Raw genomic sequence first — 25,102 nt, forward strand, 5'->3', positions numbered from 1 at the left:
GACGTGCGCACGCGTGCTGCCGACGCATCCGATGCATAGGGAGACAAGCCTCGTGCCGCGTCGGGCGCACGCGCGTGACACCACCCGTTGACAACACAACGAACCGTTCGGGGCTTGCGCCCCGTTCGGCTTTTCATGGCGCCGGAGCAATTGGGAGGAAAGGGATGTCAGGCTATCGCGAATTGAAGGCGCAAGCCAATGAACTGATGAAACGTGCCGAGGAAGCGCGACAGGCCGAACTCGAGACCGTGCTGCAGGAGGTCCGTACCCGTGTCGCCGAATATGGGTTGACCCCGAGACAGATATTCGGCCGTCAGGGCAGTGCCGCAAGGACGGCGCGAAAAACGCCTGCCGTCGCGCCGAAGTACCGCGATCCGAACACCGGGGCGACGTGGTCCGGCCGGGGACGCGAGCCGGCATGGATCAAGGGGAAGCGCCGCGAGCGCTTCCTGATCGAGCGCCAGGAGGGTTGAACGCGACATTGCGCGCTGCCCATAAAATGGAGGCGTCCGTCGGCCCGCGCTTCGCCACGACCCTGGCGACGCGCGGGCCGGCTCACCCGCGACCTCCAAGGCCATCATGGAAATCAAATGGATCGAGGATTTCCTCGCGCTCGCGCAATATCAGAGCTTTTCCCGCGCGGCTGAATTTCGCAACGTCACGCAATCGGGCTTCAGCCGCCGCATCCAGTCGCTCGAGCAGTGGATCGGCGCCGAGCTGATCGACCGCAGCAGCTTTCCGCCGGTGCTGACGCCGGCCGGGCGCCTGTTCCATGAAACGGCCGAGGACGTCATCAGCCGCCTGTACGATACCCGCGCGATCATCCGCACCGAGCAGCGGATCGCCGGCAAGAGCCTGCAGATCGCCGCGGGTCACACGATCGCGCTGAGTTTCCTGCCGGCCTGGCTCAAGGCGCTCGCGACGCATTTCGGTGAAGTGCGCGCGCGCGTCATTCCGACGAACGTCCACGACTCGATCCTGATGCTCGTCAACGGCAACTGCGAGCTGATGTTCGCGTATCACCATCCGGAGCTGCCGCTCCATCTCGACCCCGCGAAGTACGCGCACCTGACGGTGGGCCTCGACACGCTGATGCCGGCGTGCCGGCCGAACCGTCGATCGGCGCCCGCGTTTCGCCTGCCCGGAACGAAGCAGAATCCGCTGCCGCTGATTACCTACACGGAAACCAGCTATTTCGGCCGCTGTCTCGCGCTGCTGCTCGGCCGCGCACCGGATGCGCCGGCCTTGCAGCTGCACTACGAGTCCGACATGGCCGAAGTGCTCAAGAAGCTCGTGATGGAAGGCGAGGGCGTCGCGTGGCTGCCCCGCAGCGCGATCGCCACCGAACTGGCGGCCGGCGAGCTCGTGCCGGCCGGCCCGGCGGCGTGGAACCTGGACGTCGAGCTGCGCGTGTATCGCGACGTGTCCAATCGCAGCGAATTCCTCGACACCCTCTGGCAGCATCTGCGCGCGGCGCCTGCCCGGCTCGGCTGAATCAGGGTTTTCCCGCGTTATGCGGCGCTCGCATACCGCCATGTCGCACCGGCATCACGGCTTTTTCGACCGTCCCTACCATTCGTTCCAACGGCACATGCGACGCGCGACCGGCGTCGCGCGGCCTTCTTCGCAGCGCTCGCCGCCTTCCGGCGGCCGGGTGCCACCCAAGGACGAATGGACATGAAAAATCGCCTCACCTTAAGCATCGCAGTCGGCATGATCCTCGGTGTCGTCGCCGGTTATGCGTGCCACGCCAACATCGCGGACCCGGCCACCCTCAAGACGATCGCCGGCTACTTCTCGATCGTCACCGACATCTTCCTGCGCCTGATCAAGATGATCATCGCGCCGCTGGTGTTCGTGACGCTCGTGTCCGGCCTGGCCGGCATGGACAGCGGCGAGGACGTCGGCCGCATCGGCCTGCGCTCGCTCGGCTGGTTCGTCTGCGCGTCGCTGATTTCGTTGAGTCTCGGCCTCGTGATGGCCAATGCGCTGCAGCCAGGCGCCGGCCTGAACCTCGTGGCGAGCGCGGGTGAGGTCAACACCGGACTGAATACCGCCGCGCTGAACGCCCGGGACGTGATCACGCATGCGTTCCCGACCAGCCTGCTCGACGCGATGGCGCGCAACGACATCCTGCAGATCCTGGTGTTCTCGATCTTTCTCGGCGTCGCGCTGAGTGCGTTGAAGCGCGACCCGCGCGTTAGCGTCGTGATCCAGGCGATCGACGGGATGGTGCCGGTGATGCTGCGCCTGACGAACTACGTGATGCGCGCGGCGCCGCTCGGCGTGTTCGGTGCGATCGCGTCGTCGGTCACGCTGCGCGGGCTCGACGTGATCTATACGTACGGGAAACTGATCGGCGCGTTCTATCTCGGCTTGCTGGTCCTTTGGGCGATCCTGATCGGCGTCGGCTACGTGTTTCTCGGGCGGCGCGTCGGGAGCCTGCTGAAGGCCGTGCGCGAGCCCGCGCTGATCGCGTTCTCGACCGCCAGCAGCGAGGCCGCCTATCCGCGCCTGACCGAGCAGCTCGAGCGCTTCGGCGTCGACAAGAAGGTGGTGGGCTTCACGCTGCCGCTCGGCTACGCGTTCAACCTCGACGGATCGATGATGTATCAGGCGTTCGCGGCCATCTTCATCGCGCAGGCGTTCGGCGTGCACATGCCGCTGTCGGAGCAGGTGTTCATGCTGCTGGTGCTGATGTTGAGCAGCAAGGGCATGGCGAGCGTGCCGCGCGGCTCGGTGGTCGTGGTCGCGGCGGTCGCGCCGATGTTCCATCTGCCGGTGGCCGGCGTCGCGATGGTGCTCGCGATCGACCAGATCCTCGACATGGGCCGCACGATGACCAACGTGATCGGCAACAGCGTGGCGACGGCGGTGATCGCGAAGTGGGAGAGCCGGCGCGCCGCGCAGTCGCAGGACGCCGTATTCGAGCAGCCGGAGCTGAACGCATGATGCGCACGGATACGGATGGCGTGAATGCGCGGAGGAAATTCGGCGTGGTCGGCGGCCTGGGGCCGCTGGGCAGTGCCGACGTGTTCTTCAAGATGGTGAAGGCGACGCCGGCGTCGTCCGACGAGGAACACGCCGAAATGATCTTCGAGCAATACCCGTTCAAGGGCTCGGGGTCCGGCAGTGCGGCGACCATCGAGCGCAAGCTGTACGTGTTCGACATGATCCGGCAGTTCGAGAAGCGCGGCGTGACGACGGTCGTGCTGCCGTGTTTCCTGAGTCACACGTTCATCGACGAATTGAAGGCGAATACGCGCCTGCCGATCGTCGATATCGTCGAAGCCGTTCGCTACCACGTGCGGCGCAAATACCCGGACGCGACGCGCATCGGCGTGCTGGCTTCCGACTACGTGCGGGACAAGCGACTCTTCGACACGTATTTCCCGTCGCCGCAGTTCGACGTCGTTCATCCGCGGACGCACGACGGGATCGATCTCGTGACGGAAGCCGTCTACGGCGCCGACGGCATCAAGCGCGGCAATCTGCGCGGCCGGCCGGTCGACCTGCTGCGCCGCGCATGCGCGGACCTGATCGATCAGCGCGTGCAGGTGATCGTCTCCGGCCTGACCGAGATCGCACTGGTCGCGGACGCCATCGGCCCGCTGCGCGTGCCGCTCGTGGATTCGAACCTCGTGTATGCGCAGTACGCGGTGACCGGGCACGCCGGTTCGCGCGCGGTGCCGTTCAAGGTCGGCGTGGTCGGCGGCGTCGGGCCGGCCGCGACGGTCGATTTCCTGGACAAGATCGTGCGCAACACGCCGGCGTCGCGCGATCAGGAACACATCAAGCTGCTGGTCGAGCAGAATCCGCAGATTCCCGACCGGACCGAGAACCTGACGGGCACCGGCACGGACCCGACGATCGCGTTGTACGCGACCTGCAAGAAGCTCGAGGACGGCGATGCCGACGTCATCGCGATTCCGTGCAACACCGCGCATGCGTTCGTCGAGCGGATCCAGCCGTACCTCGGCATTCCGGTCGTCAACATGCTGACCGTCACGGTCGCGCATCTGCGCGATACGTATCCGGAGCTGCGCGACGTCGGCGTGCTCGCGACCTCCGGCACGATCGAAAGCGGTGTGTACAAGAGGGCACTCGAATCGCAAGGGCTGCGGCAAGTCGCGCCGACGCCCGCATTGCAGGCGCGCGTGATGGAAGCGATCTACGGGAAGCAGGGCGTGAAGGCCGGCTTCACGACCGGACAGTGCAAGGACGATATCGGCGCCGCTGTCGACGCGCTGATCGCCGAGGGCGTGCGGGTGATCGTGCTCGGCTGCACCGAGCTGCCGATCCTGCTGCCGGGCGGCGAATATGTCGCGCGGGACGGGCGTCGGGCGACGCTCGTCGATCCGACCGACGTGCTCGCCCGCACGTGCATTGCGTATGCGATGGCGGGTGGCGGGTGAGCCGGTGCCGGTTCGGCGCGTGAGCATGAGAGTGAGCGGCAGACGCTGAAGCGCGCGTCGTTCGGCGCGCGCTTCGACGACCGAGCCGCCGTCCGGGAAAGCCGGCGTGATCCGGCGCTTGTTCCCGGCTTTGCGCCGTTCTTGGAAAACTGTATGAATATACAGTATAGTATCCGTCGAACTCGAGCGGCGCGGGCATGACCCGTGCGGCACGTGCGCCGCGCCTGCGGGCATCCGCCGCAGCGTTCCGGCACCGTGAATTCCGGCTAACTCATTCAGACGGGCAGGCAAATTGTCATCCAGCAATCTGATCCGCATTCGCGGAGCACGTCAGCACAACCTCAAGAACCTCGATCTCGACCTGCGCACCGGCGAAATGACGGTCGTCACCGGCCCGTCGGGCTCCGGCAAGTCGAGCCTCGTGTTCGACACGCTGTACGCGGAAGGCCAGCGGCGCTACGTCGAAACCTTCAGCGCGTATGCGCGGCAGTTCCTCGACCGGATGGACCGTCCGCAGGTCGAGCGCGTCGACGGCGTGCCGCCCGCGATCGCGATCGACCAGACCAATCCGGTCCGCAGCTCGCGTTCGACCGTCGGCACGATGACCGAGCTCAACGATCACCTGAAGCTGCTGTACGCGCGCGCGGCCGAGCTGTTCGACCGCCAGACCGCGCGGCAGGTGCGGCATGACACGCCGGAGACGATCTACGCGGAACTCGTCGAGCGCACGCGCGCCGACGATCCGCGCGTCGTCGTCACGTTCCCGGTCGAGCTGCCGGAAAGCGTGTCCGACGAAGAAATCGCGCAGTGGCTGTCCGCGAGCGGCTACACGCGCGTGCAGGCGCAGCGCGAAGTCGCGTCGCCCACCGGCCCGCGCAAGCTGCTCGATGTGGTGGCCGACCGCTTCCGCGTGCAGCAGGCCGACAAGGTGCGCGTGGTCGAGGCGATCGAGGCGTCGCTGAAGCGCGGCGGCGGCCGCGTGAACGTCTACGTGCTCGCGCCGGAAGCGGAAAACGCGCTGGCCGAGCCGCAGGTATGGCGTTTCTCCACCGGGCTGCACGATCCCGACAGCGACCTGCGCTACGCGGAGCCGCAGGCGGCGCTGTTCTCGTTCAACTCGGCCTACGGCGCGTGCGAGACCTGCCGCGGCTTCGGCCGCGTGATCGGCGTCGATCTCGGCCTGGTGATCCCCGACGCGCGCAAGACGCTGCGCGGCGGCGCGATCAAGCCGATGCAGACGCCCGCCTGGAAGGAGTGCCAGGACGACCTGATGCGCTACGCGGCGAAGGCCGACATCCGCCGCGACACGCCGTGGTCCGACCTGACCGACGCCGAGCGCGACTGGGTGATCAACGGCTCGCCGGACTGGAACGGCAAGTGGCAGAGCCAGTGGTACGGCGTGAAACGCTTCTTCGGCTATCTCGAATCGAAAGCGTACAAGATGCATATCCGCGTGCTGCTGTCGAAGTACCGCAGCTACACGCCGTGCGAGGTCTGCGGCGGCGCGCGCCTGAAGACGGAATCGCTGCAGTGGCGGCTCGGCTCGAAGGCGAACGCCGATGCGGTGCTCGCGCCCGCCGATCGCTTCATGCCGCGCGGCGTCGACTGGACGCGCGCGCAGCTCGAAGCGCTGCCGGGCCTGACGGTGCACGACCTGATGCTGCTGCCGATCGAGCGCATCCGCCGCTTCTTCGACGGGATCACGCTGCCGAGCGCGCTGCTCGACGATGCGCTCAAACTGCTGCTCGCCGAAGTGCGCACGCGCCTGAAATACCTGTGCGACGTGGGGCTCGGCTACCTGACGCTCGACCGGCAGAGCCGCACGCTGTCGGGCGGCGAGGTGCAGCGGATCAACCTGACCACCGCGCTTGGCACCTCGCTCACGAAAACGCTGTTCGTGCTCGACGAGCCGAGCATCGGGCTGCATCCGCGCGACCTCACGCGAATCGTCGAGGCGATGCAGCGGCTGCGCGACGCGGGCAATACGCTGGTGGTGGTCGAGCACGATCCGTCGGTGATGCTCGCGGCCGACCGGCTGATCGACATGGGCCCGGGCCCCGGCGAGCGCGGCGGCACGATCGTCTACGACGGCACGCCGGCCGACATCCGTGCCGCGCGCACGCTGACGGGCGAATATCTCGGCGGCCGCAAGCACGTCGCGCATGCGTCGAACTGGGCGCGCCGCCCGGTCGACGCGAACACGCCGCGCATCGTGCTCGAAGGCGCGACCGAGCACAACCTGCGTGACGTGACGGTCGAGATTCCGCTGCAGCGGCTCGTGTGCGTGACGGGCGTGTCGGGCTCCGGCAAGTCGACGCTGCTGCAGGACGTGCTCTATCCGGCGATGGCGCGCCACCACGGCAAGGCGACCGAGTCGCCGGGCGCGTTTCGTACGCTCACGGGGGCCGACCAGGTCGGCGACGTCGTGTTCGTCGACCAGTCGCCGATCGGCAAGACCACGCGCTCGAACCCGGCCAGCTACGTCGGCGCGTTCGACGAGATCCGCAAGCTGTTCGCGAAGGCGCCGCTCGCGCTGCAGCGCGGCTACGGCGCCGGCACGTTCAGCTTCAACTCGGGCGACGGCCGTTGCCCGACCTGCGGCGGCTCGGGTTTCGAGCACATCGAGATGCAGTTCCTGAGCGACGTCTACCTGCGTTGCCCGGATTGCGACGGCAGCCGCTACCGCGCCGAGATCCTCGAAGTGCGCATCGAGCGCGACGGCCGCGCGCTGAACATCGCCGACGTGCTCGACCTGACCGTCAGCGAGGCGGCCGCGTTCTTCGCGACCGACGCGGAGGTGCTGCGCGTGCTGCAGCCGATCGTCGACGTCGGCCTCGAATACGTGAAGCTCGGCCAGCCGGTGCCGACGCTGTCGGGCGGCGAAGCGCAGCGGCTGAAGCTGGCCGGCTTCCTCGCCGAATCGGCGGCGGCGGCCGGCGGGCGCCGGATCGCCAGCGAAGAGGCGCGCATCGCGCGCGCGAAGCTGTTCATGTTCGACGAGCCCACCACCGGGCTGCACTTGGACGACATCGCGAAACTGATGCAGGCGTTCGGCAAGCTGCTCGCGGCCGGCCATTCGCTGATCGTGATCGAGCACAACCTCGACGTGATCCGCGCGGCCGACTGGCTGATCGATCTCGGCCCGGAAGGTGGCGACGGCGGCGGCCTCGTGCTGTGCGCGGGCACGCCCGACGACGTGAAGGCGTGCGCGCAATCGCACACCGGCGTCGCGCTGCTGCAGTACGACCGCGCGATGGACGGCGAAACCGCGCTCGCCGACGAAGGCGTGCCGCTGCAGGCCGTGCTGAACGCCGCCCGCGAGCGGCGCGCGATCGAGGGCGAGGACGTCGTGCGGATCGTCAACGCGCGCGAGCACAACCTGAAGGCGCTCGACGTCGACATCCCGCACGGCAAGTTCAACGTGATCACCGGCGTGTCGGGTTCCGGCAAGTCGACGCTCGCGTTCGACATCCTGTTCCACGAAGGCCAGCGCCGCTACCTCGAATCGCTGAACGCGTATGCGCGCTCGATCGTGCAGCCGGCCGGGCGGCCGGAAGTGGACGCCGTATATGGCATTCCGCCGACGGTGGCGATCGAGCAGCGGCTGTCGCGCGGCGGCCGCAAGAGCACGGTCGCGACCACGTCCGAAGTCTGGCACTTCCTGCGGCTGCTGTACGTGAAGCTCGGCCTGCAGCACTGCATCCACGACGGCACGCCCGTCACGTCGCAAACCGTCGAGTCGATCGCCGCGCAGCTGCTGCGCGACCATCGCGGCGAGCACGTCGGTTTGCTCGCGCCGCTCGTCGTCAACCGCAAGGGCGTGTATACCGATCTCGCGAAGTGGGCGAAGGCGCGCGGCAGCACGCATCTGCGCGTGGACGGCGAGTTCGTCACGGTCGATCCGTGGCCGAAGCTCGACCGCTTCCGCGAGCATACGATCGAGCTGCCGGTGGCCGACATCGTCGTGTCGCCGGACCACGAGGCCGAGTTGCGGCGCCTGCTCGACGAGACGCTCGAGCTCGGCAAGGGCGTGATGCACCTGCTCGCGCCGCTCGACGGGCTGCATCACGCGATGCAGAACGACCATTCGACCGCGCGCGTCGGCGAGGTCAAGGTGCTGTCGGTCAAGCGCGCGTGCCCGGTGTGCGGCACGAGCTACCCGGAGCTCGATCCGCGGATGTTCTCGTACAACAGCAAGCACGGCTGGTGCACGACCTGCGTCGGCACCGGCGTCACGCTCACGCGCGAACAGCGCGCGGCGTACGACGACACGGTGCTCGCCGGAGACGATCGCGGCCGCGAACAGACGTTGCCGTCGGACGAGCAGGAACCGGAAGGCGTCGGCAACGAGCCGTGCCCGGATTGCGGCGGCACGCGCCTGAACCCGTCCGCGCGCGCGGTCACGTTCGACGCGCATCCGATCGTCGAGGTCGCGCAGTGGACGGTGTCCGATACGCGCCGCTGGATCGACGCGCTGGAACTGACCGGCCGCGACGCGCAGATCGCGCGCGACATCGTCAGCGAGATCGGCAGCCGCCTCGCGTTCCTCGAGGAAGTCGGGCTCGGCTACCTGAGCCTCGATCGCGCGGCGCCGAGCCTGTCGGGCGGCGAAGCGCAGCGCATCCGGCTCGCCGCGCAGCTCGGCAGCAACCTGCAGGGCGTGTGCTACGTGCTCGACGAGCCGACCATCGGCCTGCATCCGCGCGACAACCAGATCCTGCTGGACGCGCTGCGCAAGCTCGGCGACAAGGGCAACACGCTCGTCGTCGTCGAGCACGACGAGGACACGATTCGCCGCGCCGACCACATCATCGACGTCGGCCCGGGCGCCGGCAAGCGCGGCGGTACGCTGGTCGCCGAAGGGGCGGTCGCGGATCTGGCCGCGCAGCCCGATTCGGTCACGGGCCGCCTGCTCGCGCAGCCGATGACGCATCCGCTGCAGCCGCGCCGTGCGGTGAGCGTCGCGGGCAAGAAGGGCGCACCGGCGGTGCCGGAGGGCTGGCTGACCGTGCACGGCGCGACGCTGCACAACCTGCGTGACGTCACCGTCGGCATTCCGCTCGCGCGGCTCGTCGCGGTGACGGGCGTCAGCGGCTCGGGCAAGTCGACGCTCGCGCGCGACGTGCTGATGACGAACCTGCTCGACGCGGTTGGCCGCTCGGTGCTGTCGTCGCCGGCCACGCGGCGCGCGCGCAAGGCCGCGCAGCAGGATGCGCCGGCCACGAACCGCCGCTCGAGCGTGCTCGCACGCAGCGCGCCGCGGCCGTCGCTGAACGTCACGCATGCGTGGCAGGGCTGCGAGTCGCTGAGCGGCTGGGAGCAGATCGATCGCGTGCTCGAAGTCGACCAGACGCCGATCGGCAAGACGCCGCGCTCGTGCCCGGCCACCTACATCGGCGTGTGGGACACCATCCGCAAGCTGTTCGCCGATACGCTGGAGGCGCGGGCGCGCGGCTACACGGCATCGCGCTTCTCGTTCAACACCGGCGACGGGCGGTGTCCGGCCTGTGAAGGGCAAGGCGTGCGCACGATCGGGATGAGCTTCCTGCCCGACGTGAAGGTGCCGTGCGACGTGTGCCACGGGCAGCGCTTCAATCCGGAGACGCTCGCGGTCACGTGGCGCGGCCGGAACATCGGCGACGTGCTGACGATGGAGATCGACGAAGCGGTGGAATTTTTCGCACCGATTTCGAACATCGCGCATCCGCTGCAGCTGATGAAGGACGTCGGCCTCGGCTACCTGACGCTCGGCCAGCCGTCGCCGACGCTGTCCGGCGGCGAGGCGCAGCGGATCAAGCTCGTGACCGAGCTCACGAAGGTGCGCGACGACATCACGCGGCGCGGCCAGAAGGCGCCGCACACGCTGTACGTGCTCGACGAGCCGACGGTCGGCCTGCACATGGCCGACGTCGCGAAGCTGATCCGCGTGCTGCACCGGCTGGTCGACGGCGGGCATAGCGTCGTCGTGATCGAACACGACCTCGACGTGATCGCGGAAGCCGACTGGATCATCGATCTCGGTCCGGAAGGCGGCGTGGGCGGCGGCACGATCGTCGCGGCGGCGCCGCCGGAAGGGCTCGCGCAGGTGAAGGCGAGCCATACCGGGCATGCGCTGAAGCCGGTGCTGGCGCGAACGGCGGCACAAGACGGCGAAGCGGAGCGGCAGGGAGAAGCGCGGGTCGGTTGAACGCGGTGCTGCCGGTGAGTGGCCCCGGTGTCTGGGCAGGCACCGGGGCCGCTTTTGCATTCGTCCGTGCGATCGGCCGCTGCGACATCCCGTCGATCGGGCACCCGGCATGAATACATGGCTGCCCGGGATAGCGTGGCCGGATGCGTCGCGGCTGCCGCGCAACGTAGGTGACGCCGGCGACGCCGGTGACGCCGCCGCATCACGCGCGACAGGAACGGCTCGTCCCGGTCGAGCGGAAGACGGCGGCGCTATCTCATTCGCCCTTGACGCCGATCGTCTCGATGATGGTCTCCAGTTGCGGGCTCATCGGCAGGTTGAGGCTCATGCCCGACGGAAGCGGGCGCAGGAACCAGCGCTTGTACTGGCGCGCGATCTCGCCGTCGACGGCCAGCTCCTCGAACGTGCTCTTCACGACCTGCGCGAGCTGCGGATCGTCCTTGCGGAACATGATGCCGTACGGGTCGTAGGACAGGAAGTCGCCGACCACGTCGTACTGGCCGCCCTTGCCCGCATTCACGGCAATCAGGCCGTACAGCAGCACGTCGTCGGTCGCGAACGCATCGGCGCCGCCGCTCGCGACGAGCGCGAAGCCCTGCGCATGATCCGGCACCACCTGCAGCTGGATGCCGAGCCTGAACCGCGCGTCCAGGTCGCGCAGCGCCTTCTCGTTGGTCGTGCCGGCCGTCACCGCGACCTTCTTGCCCGCGAGATCGCGGAACGAGCGGATCGGCGAGCCGCGTTTCACCATCACCTTCGTGCCGGCCACGAAGATGATCGGCGAGAACGCCACGCGCTTCTGGCGCTCCAGGTTGCTCGTCGTGGAGCCGCATTCCAGGTCGACCGTGCCGTTGACCACCGCGTCGATGCGGTTCTCGGACGTGACCGGCACCCAGCGGATCGTCAGGTTCCGATTGACCGCATCCTCGATCGACGACACGAGCGCCTTGCAGAGCTCGATCGAATAGCCGATCGGCTGGTTGCGCGCGTTCAGATACGAGAACGGGATCGACGCGTCGCGATAGCCGAGCGCGATCGTGCCGCTGCTGCGCACCTTCGCGAGCGTGCCGGTCAGTCGGGCCGGCGCGAACGGCTCGACGCGCGGCGGCGTGGACGGCGCATCTTCCGCGCGCGCGCTTGCGCCCGCGGCAAGCAGGCCCGCGAGCGCGAGCGCACGCCAGAATCGCTGCATCTTCATCGCCGGGCCTCCGTCAGACGTCCGTCGGATGCGCAATCGTCGCTTCCTGTTCCGCTTCGATGCGTGCCAGATTGGCTTCGGCTTCCGCTTCCGACATGAGCTGGTTTTCCCACTTCGCGACCACCGCGCTCGCGATCGAGTTGCCGACCGCGTTGGTGGCCGAGCGGCCCATGTCGAGGAACGTATCGACGCCGAGAATCAGCAGCAGGCCGGCCTCCGGAAGCCCGAACTGGTGCAGCGTGGCGGCGATCACGACGAGCGATGCGCGCGGCACGCCGGCCATTCCCTTCGACGTGAGCATCAGGACCAGCAGCATCGTGATCTGCGTGCCGATCGACAGGTGGATGTTGTACGCCTGCGCGATGAACAGCGACGCGAACGTGCAGTACATCATCGAACCGTCGAGGTTGAACGAATAGCCCATCGGCATCACGAAGCTCGAAATCCTGCGTCGCACGCCGAACCGGTCGAGCGCATCGAGGATCTTCGGATACGCGGCTTCGGAGCTGGCCGTCGCGAACGACAGCATGAATGCTTCCTTGATCAGCACCAGCAACTTGAATACGCGCGGCCCGAGGAACAACAGCCCGGCACAGACGAGCAAGGCCCAGAGCAGGAACAGGCTCACGTAGAAGTCGCCCATGAACACCGCGAACTTCAGCAGCACCGACAGCCCGTTGACCGCGACGGTCGCGGCCATCGCGGCCATCACCGCGAGCGGCGCGAGCTTCATCACGTAGCCGGTGATCTTGAGCATCACGTGCGACAGCTGGTCGATCGCGGCGACGAGGATCTTGCCGCGCTCGCCGAGCGCCGCGAGCGCGACGCCGAAGAACATCGAGAACACGACGATCTGCAGGATTTCGTTGTTGCTCATCGCCTCGGCGAACGACCTCGGCACCATGTGGCCGACGAAATCCTTCAGCGTGAACTTGGAGGTCGCGAGGTTCGCCGATGCGCCGATGTCCGGCAGCGGCAGGCCGAGGTTCTCGCCGGGCCGCAGCAGGTTCGCCATGAACAGCCCGAGCAGCAGCGAGATCAGCGACGCGGTGACGAACCAGCCGATCGATTTCGCGAACACGCGCCCGACCGATGCCGCGTCGCCCATGTGCGCGATGCCGACGACGAGCGTCGAGAACACCAGCGGGCCGATCACCATCTTGATCAGCCGCAGGAACACGTCGGACACGAGCGAGATGTATCCGGCGATTTCGGTGGTGGCCTTTTTGTCGGGAAAGCTCGTGAAGATCATGTAGCCGATCAGGATGCCTGCCACCATCGCGATCAGGATCCAGACGGCTGCAGCATTTTTTTTCTGCATCGTGCGCCTCCCATGCACCGGTTCCGCAACCGGGGATGGAAGGACAATACAGGACCCGAACGGCGATGAACAGTGCAACCGGGGGCGGGTTTGCGCTAGCGCCGTGTCGCGACCGATCGCCCGGCAAAGATCGTGCCGGTGGCACCCTGAGCCCGGTGCCGGCGCAACCCGATACGGGGCGCCGGCACGCAAAAGCGGTGCGGTTCAATCCTGAATGCGCAATACGTGATCGCGGATACGCGTCGACAGCATCGTGCCGCGCTTGAGCAGGAACTCCATCAGCCGCTGCGGATAGTCGGCCCGGACCGCTGCGCGCACGGACGGCCGTTCGGCGAGCCGTTGCCGCCATGCAGTGACCTTGGGCAAGCCCGCGAAGAACCCGAAGTCGTCGATCCGCTCGAACACGTCGAAGTAGCGGAACACCGGCCCGAATGCCGCGTCCACGATGCTGAAGTGCGTGCCGCCAAAATACGGGCCGGCGCCGAGCGTGTCTTCGAGCTGCTCGAATCGTGCGCGGATGTCACGGGTTGCTGCGGCCAGCGCCGTTTCGTCCGCAGCCGTGTAGAACCCCCACACGGCGTTCAGCAGTGCCGATGCGAACTCGACCCACGCGCGGTGCCGCGCCCGCTCGAGCGGCGTATCGGGATGCAGCCTCGGCGCGAGCGTCTCGTCGAGGTAGTCGCAGATTACGGCCGATTCGAAGATGGGCGCGCCATCGACGACCAGCACTGGGGTCTTGCCGAGCGGGGAAATCCTGCGAAACCAGTCCGGCTTGTTGCCCAGGTCGACGTCCGTCCGTTCGAACGGCACGCCTTTTTCGGTCAGCACGATGACTGCGCGCTGGACGTAGGGGCACAGCACGTGGCTGACGAGGTGGTATTGGGGCGTGCTCATGTCGTCGCCTCGCCGTGGCAGGCCACGTCAGGCGCGAAGCGCTGGCTGCGCCGGCCCAACGCCACGCGGAGCCGCAACGCGCCATAGGCGGCGGCATTGTCACTCGTCGAAATCGATTGGTTCATATCGGCACCCGTTGGGAGAGTTGGCAAGGCGGCACCGAATTTGACATTGCGGAAGTGCTTGAGCAATACGCATGATTACAATGACGGATTGCAAAAATGCAATGCACGGGGGATAACCGGATGCCATACAAGCTCAGCGCAGCAGACCTCGAAACGATACTGGCGCTGTCCCGCTCGGGCACGCTGGTTCAGGCGGGCGAGCGACTGGACGTGGATGCGTCGACCGTGTTTCGCAACCTCAGGCGGATCGAGCGCGGCCTGCAGCATCAGTTGTTCGAACGGACCCGCTCAGGCTATCGCGCGAAGGAAATCGCGCTGGCGCTGGCCGAACACGCGGAGCAAGTGGAAGTGCAGGTCGAATCGGCCCGCTCGATCGCGCAACAAGCGCCCGAGCAAGTGGCGGGCACCGTGCGCATCACCACCACCGACACGATTCTGCACGGGCTGGTCGGGCCGGCGCTGAAGCAGCTGGAAGCCATCCACCCGCGGCTTGCGTACGAGTTGGACACCGGCAACGAGATCGCCGACCTGGGGCGCCGCGATGCCGATATCGCGGTGCGTGCGACCCGGCAGCCACCGGAATATCTGGTGGGCAAGCACGTCGGGTCGATCGACGTGGCGCTTTTCGCGTCGACGCACGACGCCGCAGTACGCCGTTATGAAGACGTCACGGCGGGCAAGGCACGCTGGATCGCGCCGGACGACGCGCTGCCGGGCCACCCGTCGGTCATCTGGCGCAAACGTCATTTCAGGAAAGTGGTGCCGCACTACAAGGTCGACAGCATCCTGACCGTGATGGAGCTGGTCGCCCTGGGCATGGGCGTCGGCATACTGCCGATGTTTCTGACACGCGGCCGCTCCGATCTCGTGCAATTGACCGATGTCCTGCCCGACTGCCGGACCGAGCTGTGGGTGCTGACCCACCGGGAATCGCGACATCTGCTGCGGGTCTCGACCGTATTCAAATATCTGTCGACGACGCTGAAGATCTGACCGTGTGCTTCGGTGCGCGGCGATGCGGGCGCATCGCGCCATGGGTTTGCCATGTCGTTCGAAACCCTAATCATGCGCGCCGGGGTCCAGCAGGCTCGTGCTGAAATCGCACGCCTGCGCCGCCAGCTGGACGATCTCGGCGGTCAGCGAATGGGCGCGCTCCGCACGATGCAGCGCAACGTAGCGCACCGGCGGCAGCGCCGGCCGCGTGCGCACGATCTCCAGCGCCTCGCACGCGACCAGGTGCGCGACGCATGCCTTCGGCAGATAGCTGACGCCGAGCCCCGACAGCGTGAGGCCGATCTGCGCGATCAGGCTGTTGCTCGACAGCACGCGCTGCATCGCAACGCCATGTTCCTGCAGAAAGCGCGTGTACAGATGCCCCGTGCCCGACAGGGTCCCTTGCAGGATCAGCGGAAACTGCGCGACGTCCGTCAATGAAATCGCCGTCTTGCGCTTCGGCATGAACCCGGCCGCGCACATCCACGCATTGTCGACTTCGCCGACCACCGTCGCCGCGAACGATTCCGTCGCATGAATCTGCGGGACGACGATCAGGTCGATCGTGTCGGCGGCGAGACGATCGCGCAGCACCGCGGTCAGGTCCACCTCCGCCTCCACGTGCACGCGCGGATAGGCGGCCTGGATCGCCGCGACCAGGCGCGGCAGCCAGGTCAGCGCGGTCAGTTCGGTCACGCCGATCCGGACATGGCGCACCAGCGCTTCCTTCGAACTCATCCGCTCGACGACGCGGTCGCGCTGTTCGAGCAACGCCTTCGCGTGATCGAACAGTTCGGCGCCCTTGTCGGTGAGCCGGGCGCTGCGATGCGCGCGGTCGAACACCGTCAGGTCGAACGTGCGTTCGAGTTCCTGTATCCGCTTCGACACGGCCGATTGCGTCGTGTTGAGGCGTGTCGCGGCCGCGTCGAAGGAGCCGAGTCGCACGATCCAGTACAGCGCTTCCATCTGCTTGAACGTGAGCATCGCCGGGTACTCGATAGATGAGGAAAAGCGATATTTTCGCATATAAAAAAATCGCTTTTTTTACCTATTTCGGCTGCTTAAGGTTCTCCCGTCGCGTTGTTCGACGAGCGCGTTCGTCAGACGCCGCGCCGCATCGTATCCAGCGTTCGACCGCCCCCCTTATTTGGAGACAGCATGGACACCGTCATTGAATCCCCGCCCGTCCCGGACGCGGCGCGCAAGCCGCGCTTCGGCCTCGCGTGGCAGATCGTCATCGGGCTCGTCGTCGGCATCGCGACCGGGCTCGTGTTGAACCGGTTTCCGCAATTGCGCGACACGGCCGTGTCCGGGTTGCTGCAGCCGGCCGGCGACATCTTCATCAAGCTCGTGCGGATGATCGTCGTGCCGATCGTGTTCACGAGCATGGTGATCGGCATCGCGGGCGTCGGCGACGGCAAGTCGCTCGGCCGAATCGGCCTGAAGACGCTGCTCTATTTCGAGGTGGTCACGACGATCGCGATCGTGCTCGGGCTCGTGATCGGCAACGTGCTGCAGCCGGGCGTCGGCACCGACATGTCGCAACTCGCGCACACGGACATTTCCCGCTACCAGCAAGCCACCCAACAGGTGCAGCAGGCGCATCACGGGCTGATGGCGCTGGTGCTCGGCATCATCCCAGACAACATCGTCGCGTCGATGGCGAAGGGCGACCTGCTGCCGGTGATCTTCTTCTCGCTGCTGTTCGGGCTCGGCCTGCAGACCGTGCCGGAAGAACACCGCAAGCCGGTGCTCGCGATGCTCAAGGGCGTGGCCGATGCGATGTTCAAGGTGACGAACATGGTGATGCGCTATGCGCCCGTCGGCGTGTGCGCGTTGATCGCGGTGACGGTCGCGAGCTTCGGTTTCGGGTCGCTGCTGCCGCTGCTGAAGCTGGTCGCCGTGACTTACTTCGCGATCCTGCTGTTCGCGATCGTCGTGCTCGGCTTGACCGCGCGGCTGTTCGGGTTCCGCATCCTCACGCTGCTGCGCGTGATCAAGGACGAGCTGATCATCGCGTTCTCGACCTGCAGTTCGGCGACCGTGCTGCCGCAGCTGATGGAGAAGATGGAGGACTACGGCGTGCCGAAGAGCATCACGACCTTCGTGGTGCCGACCGGCTACACGTTCAACCTCGACGGCGCGTCGATCTATCTCGGCATCGGCACGCTGTTCGTCGCGCAGCTGTATGGCGTGCATCTCGGCTGGCAACAGCAGATCCTGCTGACGCTGACCATGGTCGTCACGTCGAAGGGCGCCGCGGGCGTGCCCGGCTTCATGTTCGTGATCATGCTCGCCACGCTCGCGAGCGCGGGACTGCCGCTCGAAGGGCTGGCGTTCATCGCCGGCGTGGACCGGATCATGGACATGGGGCGCACCGCGCTGAACCTCGTCGGCAACGCGCTCGCGCCGCTCGTCATCGCGAAATGGGAAGGCCAGTACGACGCGGACAAGGGCCGCGCATACCTCGAATCGCTGCGCGGCTGAACGCCGCCATGCAGGCATCGCACAACATTCGGAAGCAAACAGGAGCATTGAAGATGAGCAGTCCCCGCGGAGCACTTTTTCCCGACGCGTTGATGCAGCAGGTCAAGGCGCGCTTTCATCATGTCGATCACGATATCGACGGCCGCGCGCGGCTGTTCTTCGACAACGCGGGCGGATCGTTCCGGCTGAAGGCCGCGGTCGACGCCTACGCGCGGATCGATGCGCTGCCCGACTGCCCGGAGCGCATCCATGAGCGTGCGCTCGATCTCCAGGCGATCCAGTCGCGCGGCGAGGACGACGTTCGCACGATCCTGAACGCGCGCGACGGCACCGTGTATGCGTCGCTGACGGCGTCGGGCGCGATGTTCGACATGGTGCGCGCGATCATGGAGAACGTGCCGGGCACCAATGCGGTGACGACCGTGCTCGAGCACCCGTCGTCGTACGATGCGATGACGCATTACGCGGAACGCACCGGCAAGACGCTGCGCATCGCGCCGAGCAATCCGCAGACCGGCGGCGTGGACGTCGATGCGATCGTGTCGCTGGTCGACGCCGATACCGCGCTGCTGAGCGTGATGTTCGCGTCGAACATCTCCGGCGCGAAATTCGACATCGAGACGATCGTCGCGCGTGCGCGGGAGAAGAAGCCGGACCTGTTCATCGTTGTCGATGCGGTCCAGCATGCGCCGCACGGCATCATCGACGTGCAGCGCACGCCCGTCGACGGTATCAACTTCGCGCCGTACAAGTTCTTCGGTTGCCGCGGGTCGGGCATCTCGTGGCTGTCGCCGCGCGCGGCCGCGTTGCCGCATCACCGGCTTGCCGCGAAGGAGCAGGGCGTGTGGGAACTGGGCAGCCCGGCGCCCGCGCAATTCGCGGTCGTGACGTCGATCGTCGATTACGTGAGCTGGATCGGCCGGTATTTCCGCGATTCGGACGATCGGCGCACGCTGTTCGTCGAGGGCATGCACCGGATCGAACTGCATGAGCGCGCGCTGCTGGCCGCGTTGCTCGACGGGTGTGAGGGGCGTCGCGGGCTGCGGTCGATCGACGGTGTCGAGGTCTACTGGGATCACGACGACCTGACGGAGCGCGACCTGATTGTTGGGATCGGTTTCGCGAACCTCGAGCCGACGCAGGCGGTGCGGGAATACGAAAAGCATGGCGTGATCGTCTATGAACGCGTTGCGTCGAGCCTGTATTCGGGGCGGATGCTGAAATCGTTCGGGCTCGGCGGCGCTGTGCGGATATCGCCGCTCCATTGCCATGCGCCCGACGATATCGCGCGATTCCTGGCGATTACCGCCACGCTGGCAGCGAACCGCTGATCGACGACACGGCCCGGATCATCCGGGCCGTGTCGCATTCGGCGCCGGGAAACGCGCGGCGCAATAGGTTCGGGCTATGACCGGCAGAGTCAATGGATAGTTGTCGCCGGCCGGGTTTGCGCGTGTAATGGCCTGCGAAACCGGATGATGCCAACGACTCGATGGAGGAGCAGCGCGTGAAGATCGTCGTAGCAGTGAAAAGAGTGGTCGATTACAACGTGAAGGTCCGCGTGAAGTCGGACAACACGGGCGTCGACATCGCGAACGTGAAGATGTCGATGAACCCGTTCGACGAAATCGCGGTGGAAGAAGCGGTGCGGCTGAAGGAAGCGGGTGTGGCGACCGAAGTGATCGCGGTATCGGTCGGCGTGACGCAAGCGCAGGAAACGCTGCGCACGGCGCTGGCGATCGGCGCGGATCGCGCGATCCTCGTCGAGTCGAACGACAGCGTCGAGCCGCTGGCCGTCGCGAAGTTCCTGAAGGCGCTGGTCGACAAGGAACAGCCGCAACTCGTGATCCTGGGCAAGCAGGCGATCGACGACGATTCGAACCAGACGGGCCAGATGCTGGCCGCGCTGGCCGGCCTGCCGCAAGCGACGTTCGCGTCGAAAGTGACGATCGCCGACGGCAAGGCAACCGTGGCACGTGAAGTCGACGGCGGCGCGGAAACGCTGTCGCTGTCGCTGCCGGCGGTCGTGACGACCGACCTGCGCCTGAACGAGCCGCGCTACGTGACGCTGCCGAACATCATGAAGGCGAAGAAGAAGCCGCTGGAAACGGTGAAGCCGGAAGACCTCGGCGTGGATGTCACGCCGCGCCTGAAGACGCTGAAGGTGGTCGAGCCGCCGAAGCGCGCGGCCGGCGTGAAGGTGCCGGACGTGAAGACGCTGGTCGAGAAGCTGAAGACCGAAGCCAAGGTGCTGTAAGAGGGAGCGGAAAGAAATGACGATTCTGGTGATTGCAGAACACGACAACGCGTCGATCAAGGCCGCGACGCTGAATACGGTGGCGGCGGCAGCGAAGATCGGTGGCGACATCCACGTGCTGGTCGCGGGCCACAACGCGCAAGGCGCGGCCGATGCAGCAGCGAAGATCGCAGGTGTGTCGAAGGTGTTGCTGGCCGATGCGCCGCAGCTCGAAGCGGGCCTCGCGGAAAACGTCGAGGCGACCGCGCTGAACATCGCGAAGGACTATTCGCACATCCTGGCTCCGGCTACCGCCTACGGCAAGAACATCGCGCCGCGGATCGCCGCGAAGCTGGACGTCGCGCAGATTTCGGACATCACGGCGGTCGACAGTGCCGACACGTTCGAGCGCCCGATCTACGCGGGCAACGCGATCGCGACGGTGCAGTCGAGCGACCCGATCAAGGTCATCACCGTGCGTGCGACGGGTTTCGATCCGGTGGCAGCCGAAGGCGGCAGCGCAGCGATCGAGAAGATCGAAGCCGCGGCAGACGCAGGCAAGTCGCAGTTCGTGAGCCGTGAAGTGACGAAGCTGGACCGTCCGGAACTGACGTCGGCGAGCATCATCGTGTCGGGTGGCCGCGGCCTGGGCAGCGGCGAGAACTACACGAAGGTTCTCGAGCCGCTGGCCGACAAGCTGAGCGCCGCACTCGGCGCATCGCGCGCGGCAGTCGACGCCGGCTACGTGCCGAACGACTATCAAGTCGGCCAGACCGGCAAGATCGTCGCACCGCAGCTGTACATCGCGGTCGGCATCTCGGGTGCGATCCAGCATCTGGCCGGCATGAAGGATTCGAAGGTGATCGTCGCGATCAACAAGGATCCGGAAGCACCGATCTTCAGCGTGGCCGACTACGGCCTCGTCGGCGATCTGTTCGAACGGGTTCCGGAGGTGGTCGATGCCGTCTGATGCCGCGATGCGCGCCGGCGGTGGCCGCGTGGCGCAGGCCCAGTCGTATCTGTTCGTGCCGGGGAGCAAGCCGGAGCGCTTCGACAAGGCGCTCGCAAGCGGCGCCGATGCGATCATCATCGACCTCGAGGATGCCGTCGAGCCGGAGGCGAAAGTGGCGGCGCGCGATGCGATAGCGGCGTGGGTTTCGCCCGAGCATCCGGTGCTCGTGCGGATCAACGCGCGGAACACGCGATGGTTCGAGGCCGATGCCGCGCTCGGCGCGTTGAAGGGCGTGGCCGGTATCGTGCTGCCGAAGGCCGAGCGTGCCGACGACGTGTGCGCTGCCGTTGCGCTCGCGCGCCGGCGTGTGCCGGTCTATCCGTTGATCGAAAGCGCACACGGCATGTGGAACGCGCTCGATGTCGCGAAAGCGCCGTACGTCGAGCGGTTGATGTTCGGCACGCTCGATTTCATCGCGGACATGGGCATGTCGGACGATGGCGTTTCGCTCAATCACTTCCGCTCGCAACTCGCGCTGATCTCGCGGGTGGCCGGGATCGAATCGCCGGTCGACGGCGTGACGCCGGATATCGATGACGGCGTGCGTATCGCGCGCGATGCATTCAACGGCAAGCAGCTGGGATTCGGCGCGAAGCTGTGCATCCATCCGAAGCAGATCGGCTTCGTGCACCGATGCTTTCGACCGAGCGACGACGAAGCGCGCTGGGCGCGGCGCGTGCTCGATGCGATGCGCGATTCGAATGGCGGCGTGGTGACGGTCGACGGGAAGATGGTCGATCGGCCGGTGCTGTTGCGCGCCGAGCGGATCGCCGCGCTGGCTGCAGCCGTCAACGCCGGATCGAACGCCGCCGCCGGCGAATGATCGGCGGCGTGAGTCGGGGTGGCCACGGCTGTCCGCTATCGTCGGATCAATGAACGGGTGCGTGCATGCCTCGGCGGCTTGCATTAGGCGAAGTTGCTTCTGTATTCGGTCGACTGACGGAAGATGGTGGAGATGCAAAAGTCCGGTCGCCGGGAAGATGCTCGTCGACGACAGTGATCGGCGTCATCTTCATCTGGTCGACTCGCCACGTCGAAAACGTTTCGATGAACGAGGGCGCGACGGCATGGGGTGTGCTGCGATCACGGCGCGACAACGCACTTCGTCATCTGCCTCGTCGCGGTCGAAATAAAATGGACACCCGATCGACGATGCGCGTATGATGGTTTCGTTCGAGCCTCCGTTTGCTGTTCGACCGCTCGCCCTCCACCTGCCACCGTGTTGCGTCGCGCATTGCCTCGCGCGCAACGTTTGTCCCTTTCACCACGACCCGTCGCGCCATGCATCAGGCGATGCTGGCTGCCTACGCTCGTCCTTGCGAGTCGCCGAGAAGCGATCGTCAGGAGTTCATGATGAGCATGCATATCTACCGTGGATTCGAGATCTATCCACTGATTTACCCGCACGTGCCTGCGCTGGATGGCTTGCCGCACAACTACGAGGCCGGCTTCGACGCAGCGGTCAAGATTTGTCTTCGCGGCACCACCGACACGCTGACGCAGAGCCAGACTTTCAGGCTCGTCGGCGACGGCCCGTTCGACACTGCCGGTGACGCACGGCGTGCGTCGCTGCGCTATGCCGAGCGCGTCATTGACGACGATCGCGAAAAGCTGGCCTTCTTTTCGGACGCCCTCTGACACGACTCGCATGGCAACGTGACTTGCCATCAATTTGGAGGGCGAAATGATTGTCGACGAGCTTCTCGATCTGGTCCAGCGGTGCAAGCTCACTCGGAGCGATGCTGTCCTGCCCGCTGGAATGACCCATTCTGCGCGGTGCCATCAACAAGAGCTGCAGATGTTCGCGGCGGTGCGCGCATTTTCGATCGGAGCCGGGTATTCGGAGTTCGAATCCGACGCGATAGCGAGCACCGTCATGACACGACTCGGCTAGTTTTAGTCGAACGTTTTCCAACAGGCATTACATGACAACCATCACACTGAAGATCAACGAACCCATCGATGTCGCGCTGCGGCGCTTCCGGCGCGGTATCGAGAAGACCGGGCTGATTCGCGAGTTGCGCAGTCGCACCAGCTACGAAAAGCCCACGACGGAGCGCAAGCGGAAAAAAGCCAGTGCCGTTGCCCGGCAGCGCTTGCGGGCGAAGCGCATGTTGCCGCCCCGCAAGATGTACTAGAAGAACGGCGGGAACAGCGTGCCGGCCGAGGGGGGCTCATGTCGCCGTACCGATCCCCGGCATGCGGTACCGCGGCCGGACGACGCAGGCAGCATGCCGGCCGGCCGCCGCGCAGCGGCAGGAAGAGATGATCGGTACGCGCGTCGCGCCGTGCAGCAACCAGGATGAAAATCATGATCGGAAGGCGGCAAACATGAGCTGGTACTGCGACGCGGAACGCGAGTTGGCCCATATCAGACGATCGGTCGGGCTGCTCGAGCAAGCGCAACACGCCTTCATCAACCGATCGTCCGTGAACGATCCCGCGTACTGGAGAGTCAAGCTCGACAAGCTCCGCACACAATCCGAGCGAAGCAAGGTCCTCGCACTGCAGGTGGACGAGCTTTTGGTCCGCCTCGAACGCATTCAGGATTCGCGCTGCCGAAAATAGGAAGCTGCTCCTTCGTTCTCGTCTTGTTCCGGGTGCACGCGCATGGCAGGGAGCAGCCCACGGGAGTCGCATTCGAATTTCGGAGCAACACATGATTGACGCTAACCCAGGCAACACGTTTCGACACCTTCCACTCTCGCCCGAGCAAGACGCGGAAATCCGGCACTATATAAAGAAGAAGGCGCAAAAGGGCGAACCATGGGACACCCCCGAGTTGGCCATGATGCTCGCAGACATGCTTTCCCCGCCGCCTGGCGACGACGAGCAGCCAGAGACTACCGTTGAAGAAGTGAAGCTGGCCTGCGAATATGCATTGACTTCGATCGACGAAGCCATGGAACCCGTATCCGCAAGTGAAGAGCGACTCGCCGCGATGGAAGCCGAGGAAATGAAGCATCCCAGGCGGTAACGCAGCCACGATGCCCGACGCTCGAGCCACAGCTGCGCCACCGCCTTCTTGCCTTCAGCCAAATTGAGCGGCCAGCCATCCCTCCGCCCATTGCGTCGCGTACGCAATCGCATCGTCGCGCGCATCGAAGCCGGCCAGATCGCGGCTGGAATGCACCTCTCTCTCACCTCCGTCCAGCAGCGTCGTGGTGATTCTCGCATGTGCGATGTACTCGCCATCGGCCCTGCGGGGCGTCGGATCGATCCGGAAGCGTGTCGTATTGAAGAGCATGGGCTCCTCCCTGTCTGGTTGTCGCGAGCGGGGCTGCCGTGCGGGGCCGCACGAGCAGAAGCGTCCGCCGTCGGGATGTGTCGCGATCCGGCCGGCTTCACCATCCGGCCGTGGCCGCGCACGCTTCGATCGGGTCGATAACTTCGTCTGCAATGCGAACCGTTGGACCTCGTCGCGATGAAAATGGAAGAAACAACTGTGCTCACGAGAATTGATCACCGTTCGGTACCCTGTTACCTGATCCTCCGCGGTGGCTGGTCGACCTGTGTGCTGAATGCGGACCGTGTCGTTCTGCGCCGTGAAGCCAGTTCGCTGTTGCGCGCCTTTGCGCGAACCCGCGGAGAATGGGCAAGTATCGACGGCGTCGCATGGAACACCTTCTCCGATGCTGAAGGCCTTTCTGCGATCGAGCGACGGGAGACGCGATGTTATGCGCTGGTCAAGGGAACGGAAACCGAACACCAGTTGCGATTGTTGATGACCCTCTGACGTCAAGGTGCGGGCGAGTCTCGTGCGGTCCGACGCACGGGAAAGCTGAAGTTCGGTGGCGTGTGCGGGATGGTCGTCGCGGTCTCAAGTATGCTCGTCGACAGTCGGGCAAATTCGCCTATAAACACCACGTTTCCAGTCGATTCATGGGCAATTCGTACTCCGTGAGTACCTTTGACTTTTGCGACTGCCATCCCCGCGGCATCGACTTGACCGGAGCGTGACTTCGCCGCGCTTCGTGCCAAATCGGGAACGTGTCGATGCTTTGACATTCAAGCGAAGTTCGGCGCATGGTAGGCCAGCAAGCGGTCTTCGACTCATGGCGCAATCCATGACGACGATCCCGCGTGCCGCACAGCATCGTTGCAGCACATCGCGATATGCTGACGGGGTGGCAAGCTGGGCTCGCGCCGCGCCGAGGGCAGTCCGATTCGGCCTGATGGGCGACGAAGTCAGCCTGCGAGGCCGCAGGAACGCGAATTGCACGGTGCTGGGCGT

The 25,102-nt window shown here is 65.9% G+C and carries 23 protein-coding genes; 17 read left to right on the top strand and 6 right to left on the bottom strand.

Translation table 11 applies throughout. The features are described from left to right. The first annotated feature begins 164 nt into the window (after positions 1 to 164). The 5 genes from U4012_RS23320 to uvrA all read left to right on the top strand — a co-directional run bounded on the left by U4012_RS23320 (position 165) and on the right by uvrA (position 10,602). The gene (locus U4012_RS23320; RefSeq protein ID WP_124489813.1) at positions 165 to 473 is read left to right on the top strand and encodes an H-NS family nucleoid-associated regulatory protein; all 309 of its coding nucleotides are present in this window, start codon (positions 165 to 167) and stop codon (positions 471 to 473) included. Between the two features lie 106 nt (positions 474 to 579). Further along, positions 580 to 1,494 carry a LysR substrate-binding domain-containing protein gene (locus U4012_RS23325; RefSeq protein WP_321801851.1) on the top strand — a complete coding sequence of 305 codons (915 nt, stop codon included), beginning with the start codon at positions 580 to 582 and terminating at the stop codon, positions 1,492 to 1,494. A 183-nt stretch (positions 1,495 to 1,677) separates the two neighbouring features. Continuing rightward, positions 1,678 to 2,952 (top strand): dicarboxylate/amino acid:cation symporter, encoded by a 1,275-nt coding sequence (locus tag U4012_RS23330; protein ID WP_321801852.1) that lies wholly within the window; start codon positions 1,678 to 1,680, stop codon positions 2,950 to 2,952. Further along, entirely contained in the window at positions 2,949 to 4,415 is a 1,467-nt protein-coding gene (locus U4012_RS23335) for an amino acid racemase (protein WP_321801853.1), read from the top strand. The genes U4012_RS23330 and U4012_RS23335 overlap by 4 nt, the downstream gene beginning before the upstream one ends. A 292-nt stretch (positions 4,416 to 4,707) precedes the next feature. After that, entirely contained in the window at positions 4,708 to 10,602 is a 5,895-nt protein-coding gene (uvrA, locus tag U4012_RS23340) for an excinuclease ABC subunit UvrA (RefSeq protein ID WP_321801854.1), read from the top strand. Between the two features lie 256 nt (positions 10,603 to 10,858). Here the strand turns inward: uvrA and U4012_RS23345 are convergent, their stop codons facing one another. From U4012_RS23345 to U4012_RS23360, 4 genes are all read right to left on the bottom strand, one after another. Further along, positions 10,859 to 11,800, bottom strand: a complete 942-nt coding sequence (locus U4012_RS23345) for an amino acid ABC transporter substrate-binding protein (RefSeq protein ID WP_321801855.1) — start codon at positions 11,798 to 11,800, stop codon at positions 10,859 to 10,861. A 13-nt stretch (positions 11,801 to 11,813) separates the two neighbouring features. Further along, positions 11,814 to 13,121 (bottom strand): dicarboxylate/amino acid:cation symporter, encoded by a 1,308-nt coding sequence (locus tag U4012_RS23350; protein WP_044846949.1) that lies wholly within the window; start codon positions 13,119 to 13,121, stop codon positions 11,814 to 11,816. A gap of 204 nt (positions 13,122 to 13,325) precedes the next feature. Then, the gene (locus U4012_RS23355; RefSeq protein WP_321801858.1) at positions 13,326 to 14,015 is read right to left on the bottom strand and encodes a glutathione S-transferase family protein; all 690 of its coding nucleotides are present in this window, start codon (positions 14,013 to 14,015) and stop codon (positions 13,326 to 13,328) included. Continuing rightward, the gene (locus U4012_RS23360; RefSeq protein ID WP_260427390.1) at positions 14,012 to 14,140 is read right to left on the bottom strand and encodes a hypothetical protein; all 129 of its coding nucleotides are present in this window, start codon (positions 14,138 to 14,140) and stop codon (positions 14,012 to 14,014) included. The genes U4012_RS23355 and U4012_RS23360 overlap by 4 nt, the downstream gene beginning before the upstream one ends. 120 nt (positions 14,141 to 14,260) lie before the next feature. On the opposite strand from U4012_RS23360, the gene U4012_RS23365 reads away from it, so the two are divergent. After that, positions 14,261 to 15,133, top strand: coding sequence for a LysR family transcriptional regulator (locus U4012_RS23365; protein ID WP_321801861.1), 873 nt, complete (start codon positions 14,261 to 14,263; stop codon positions 15,131 to 15,133). 66 nt (positions 15,134 to 15,199) lie between these two features. Here the strand turns inward: U4012_RS23365 and U4012_RS23370 are convergent, their stop codons facing one another. Beyond that, positions 15,200 to 16,117, bottom strand: coding sequence for a LysR family transcriptional regulator (locus U4012_RS23370; RefSeq protein WP_321801863.1), 918 nt, complete (start codon positions 16,115 to 16,117; stop codon positions 15,200 to 15,202). Between the two features lie 174 nt (positions 16,118 to 16,291). On the opposite strand from U4012_RS23370, the gene gltP reads away from it, so the two are divergent. From gltP to U4012_RS23420, 10 genes are all read left to right on the top strand, one after another. Then, positions 16,292 to 17,620, top strand: coding sequence for a glutamate/aspartate:proton symporter GltP (gene gltP / locus U4012_RS23375; protein WP_321801865.1), 1,329 nt, complete (start codon positions 16,292 to 16,294; stop codon positions 17,618 to 17,620). A gap of 53 nt (positions 17,621 to 17,673) precedes the next feature. Continuing rightward, positions 17,674 to 18,951 carry an aminotransferase class V-fold PLP-dependent enzyme gene (locus U4012_RS23380; RefSeq protein ID WP_321801867.1) on the top strand — a complete coding sequence of 426 codons (1,278 nt, stop codon included), beginning with the start codon at positions 17,674 to 17,676 and terminating at the stop codon, positions 18,949 to 18,951. 176 nt (positions 18,952 to 19,127) lie between these two features. After that, positions 19,128 to 19,877 (top strand): electron transfer flavoprotein subunit beta/FixA family protein, encoded by a 750-nt coding sequence (locus U4012_RS23385; protein WP_321801869.1) that lies wholly within the window; start codon positions 19,128 to 19,130, stop codon positions 19,875 to 19,877. Positions 19,878 to 19,893: 16 nt separating this feature from the next. After that, positions 19,894 to 20,826 carry an electron transfer flavoprotein subunit alpha/FixB family protein gene (locus U4012_RS23390; protein WP_044846943.1) on the top strand — a complete coding sequence of 311 codons (933 nt, stop codon included), beginning with the start codon at positions 19,894 to 19,896 and terminating at the stop codon, positions 20,824 to 20,826. Continuing rightward, entirely contained in the window at positions 20,816 to 21,691 is an 876-nt protein-coding gene (locus U4012_RS23395) for a CoA ester lyase (protein ID WP_321801872.1), read from the top strand. Before U4012_RS23390 ends, U4012_RS23395 begins: the two co-directional genes overlap by 11 nt. 530 nt (positions 21,692 to 22,221) lie before the next feature. Beyond that, a complete protein-coding gene (locus U4012_RS23400) occupies positions 22,222 to 22,506 on the top strand; it encodes a hypothetical protein (protein WP_124519976.1) in 285 nt (94 codons plus the stop codon). 46 nt (positions 22,507 to 22,552) lie between these two features. Continuing rightward, positions 22,553 to 22,762, top strand: a complete 210-nt coding sequence (locus U4012_RS23405) for a hypothetical protein (protein ID WP_044846941.1) — start codon at positions 22,553 to 22,555, stop codon at positions 22,760 to 22,762. A 31-nt stretch (positions 22,763 to 22,793) separates the two neighbouring features. Then, positions 22,794 to 23,006 carry a 30S ribosomal protein S21 gene (rpsU, locus tag U4012_RS23410; protein ID WP_124487370.1) on the top strand — a complete coding sequence of 71 codons (213 nt, stop codon included), beginning with the start codon at positions 22,794 to 22,796 and terminating at the stop codon, positions 23,004 to 23,006. A 61-nt stretch (positions 23,007 to 23,067) separates the two neighbouring features. After that, the gene (locus U4012_RS23415) at positions 23,068 to 23,436 is read left to right on the top strand and encodes a hypothetical protein (protein WP_321801875.1); all 369 of its coding nucleotides are present in this window, start codon (positions 23,068 to 23,070) and stop codon (positions 23,434 to 23,436) included. Positions 23,437 to 23,527: 91 nt separating this feature from the next. Beyond that, complete coding sequence (locus tag U4012_RS23420) at positions 23,528 to 23,845, top strand: hypothetical protein (protein ID WP_044846938.1); 318 nt, start codon at positions 23,528 to 23,530, stop codon at positions 23,843 to 23,845. Positions 23,846 to 23,899: 54 nt separating this feature from the next. Here U4012_RS23420 and U4012_RS23425 read toward each other — a convergent pair whose 3' ends face one another. Beyond that, positions 23,900 to 24,115, bottom strand: a complete 216-nt coding sequence (locus U4012_RS23425; protein ID WP_321801877.1) for a hypothetical protein — start codon at positions 24,113 to 24,115, stop codon at positions 23,900 to 23,902. A 177-nt stretch (positions 24,116 to 24,292) separates the two neighbouring features. Here U4012_RS23425 and U4012_RS23430 point away from each other — a divergent pair, with 177 nt between their 5' ends. Continuing rightward, entirely contained in the window at positions 24,293 to 24,604 is a 312-nt protein-coding gene (locus U4012_RS23430; RefSeq protein WP_321801879.1) for a hypothetical protein, read from the top strand. The last annotated feature ends 498 nt before the right edge of the window (positions 24,605 to 25,102 follow it).

It is taken from the genome of Burkholderia sp. BCC1988, from assembly GCF_905339895.1.
GTDB lineage: Bacteria > Pseudomonadota > Gammaproteobacteria > Burkholderiales > Burkholderiaceae > Burkholderia.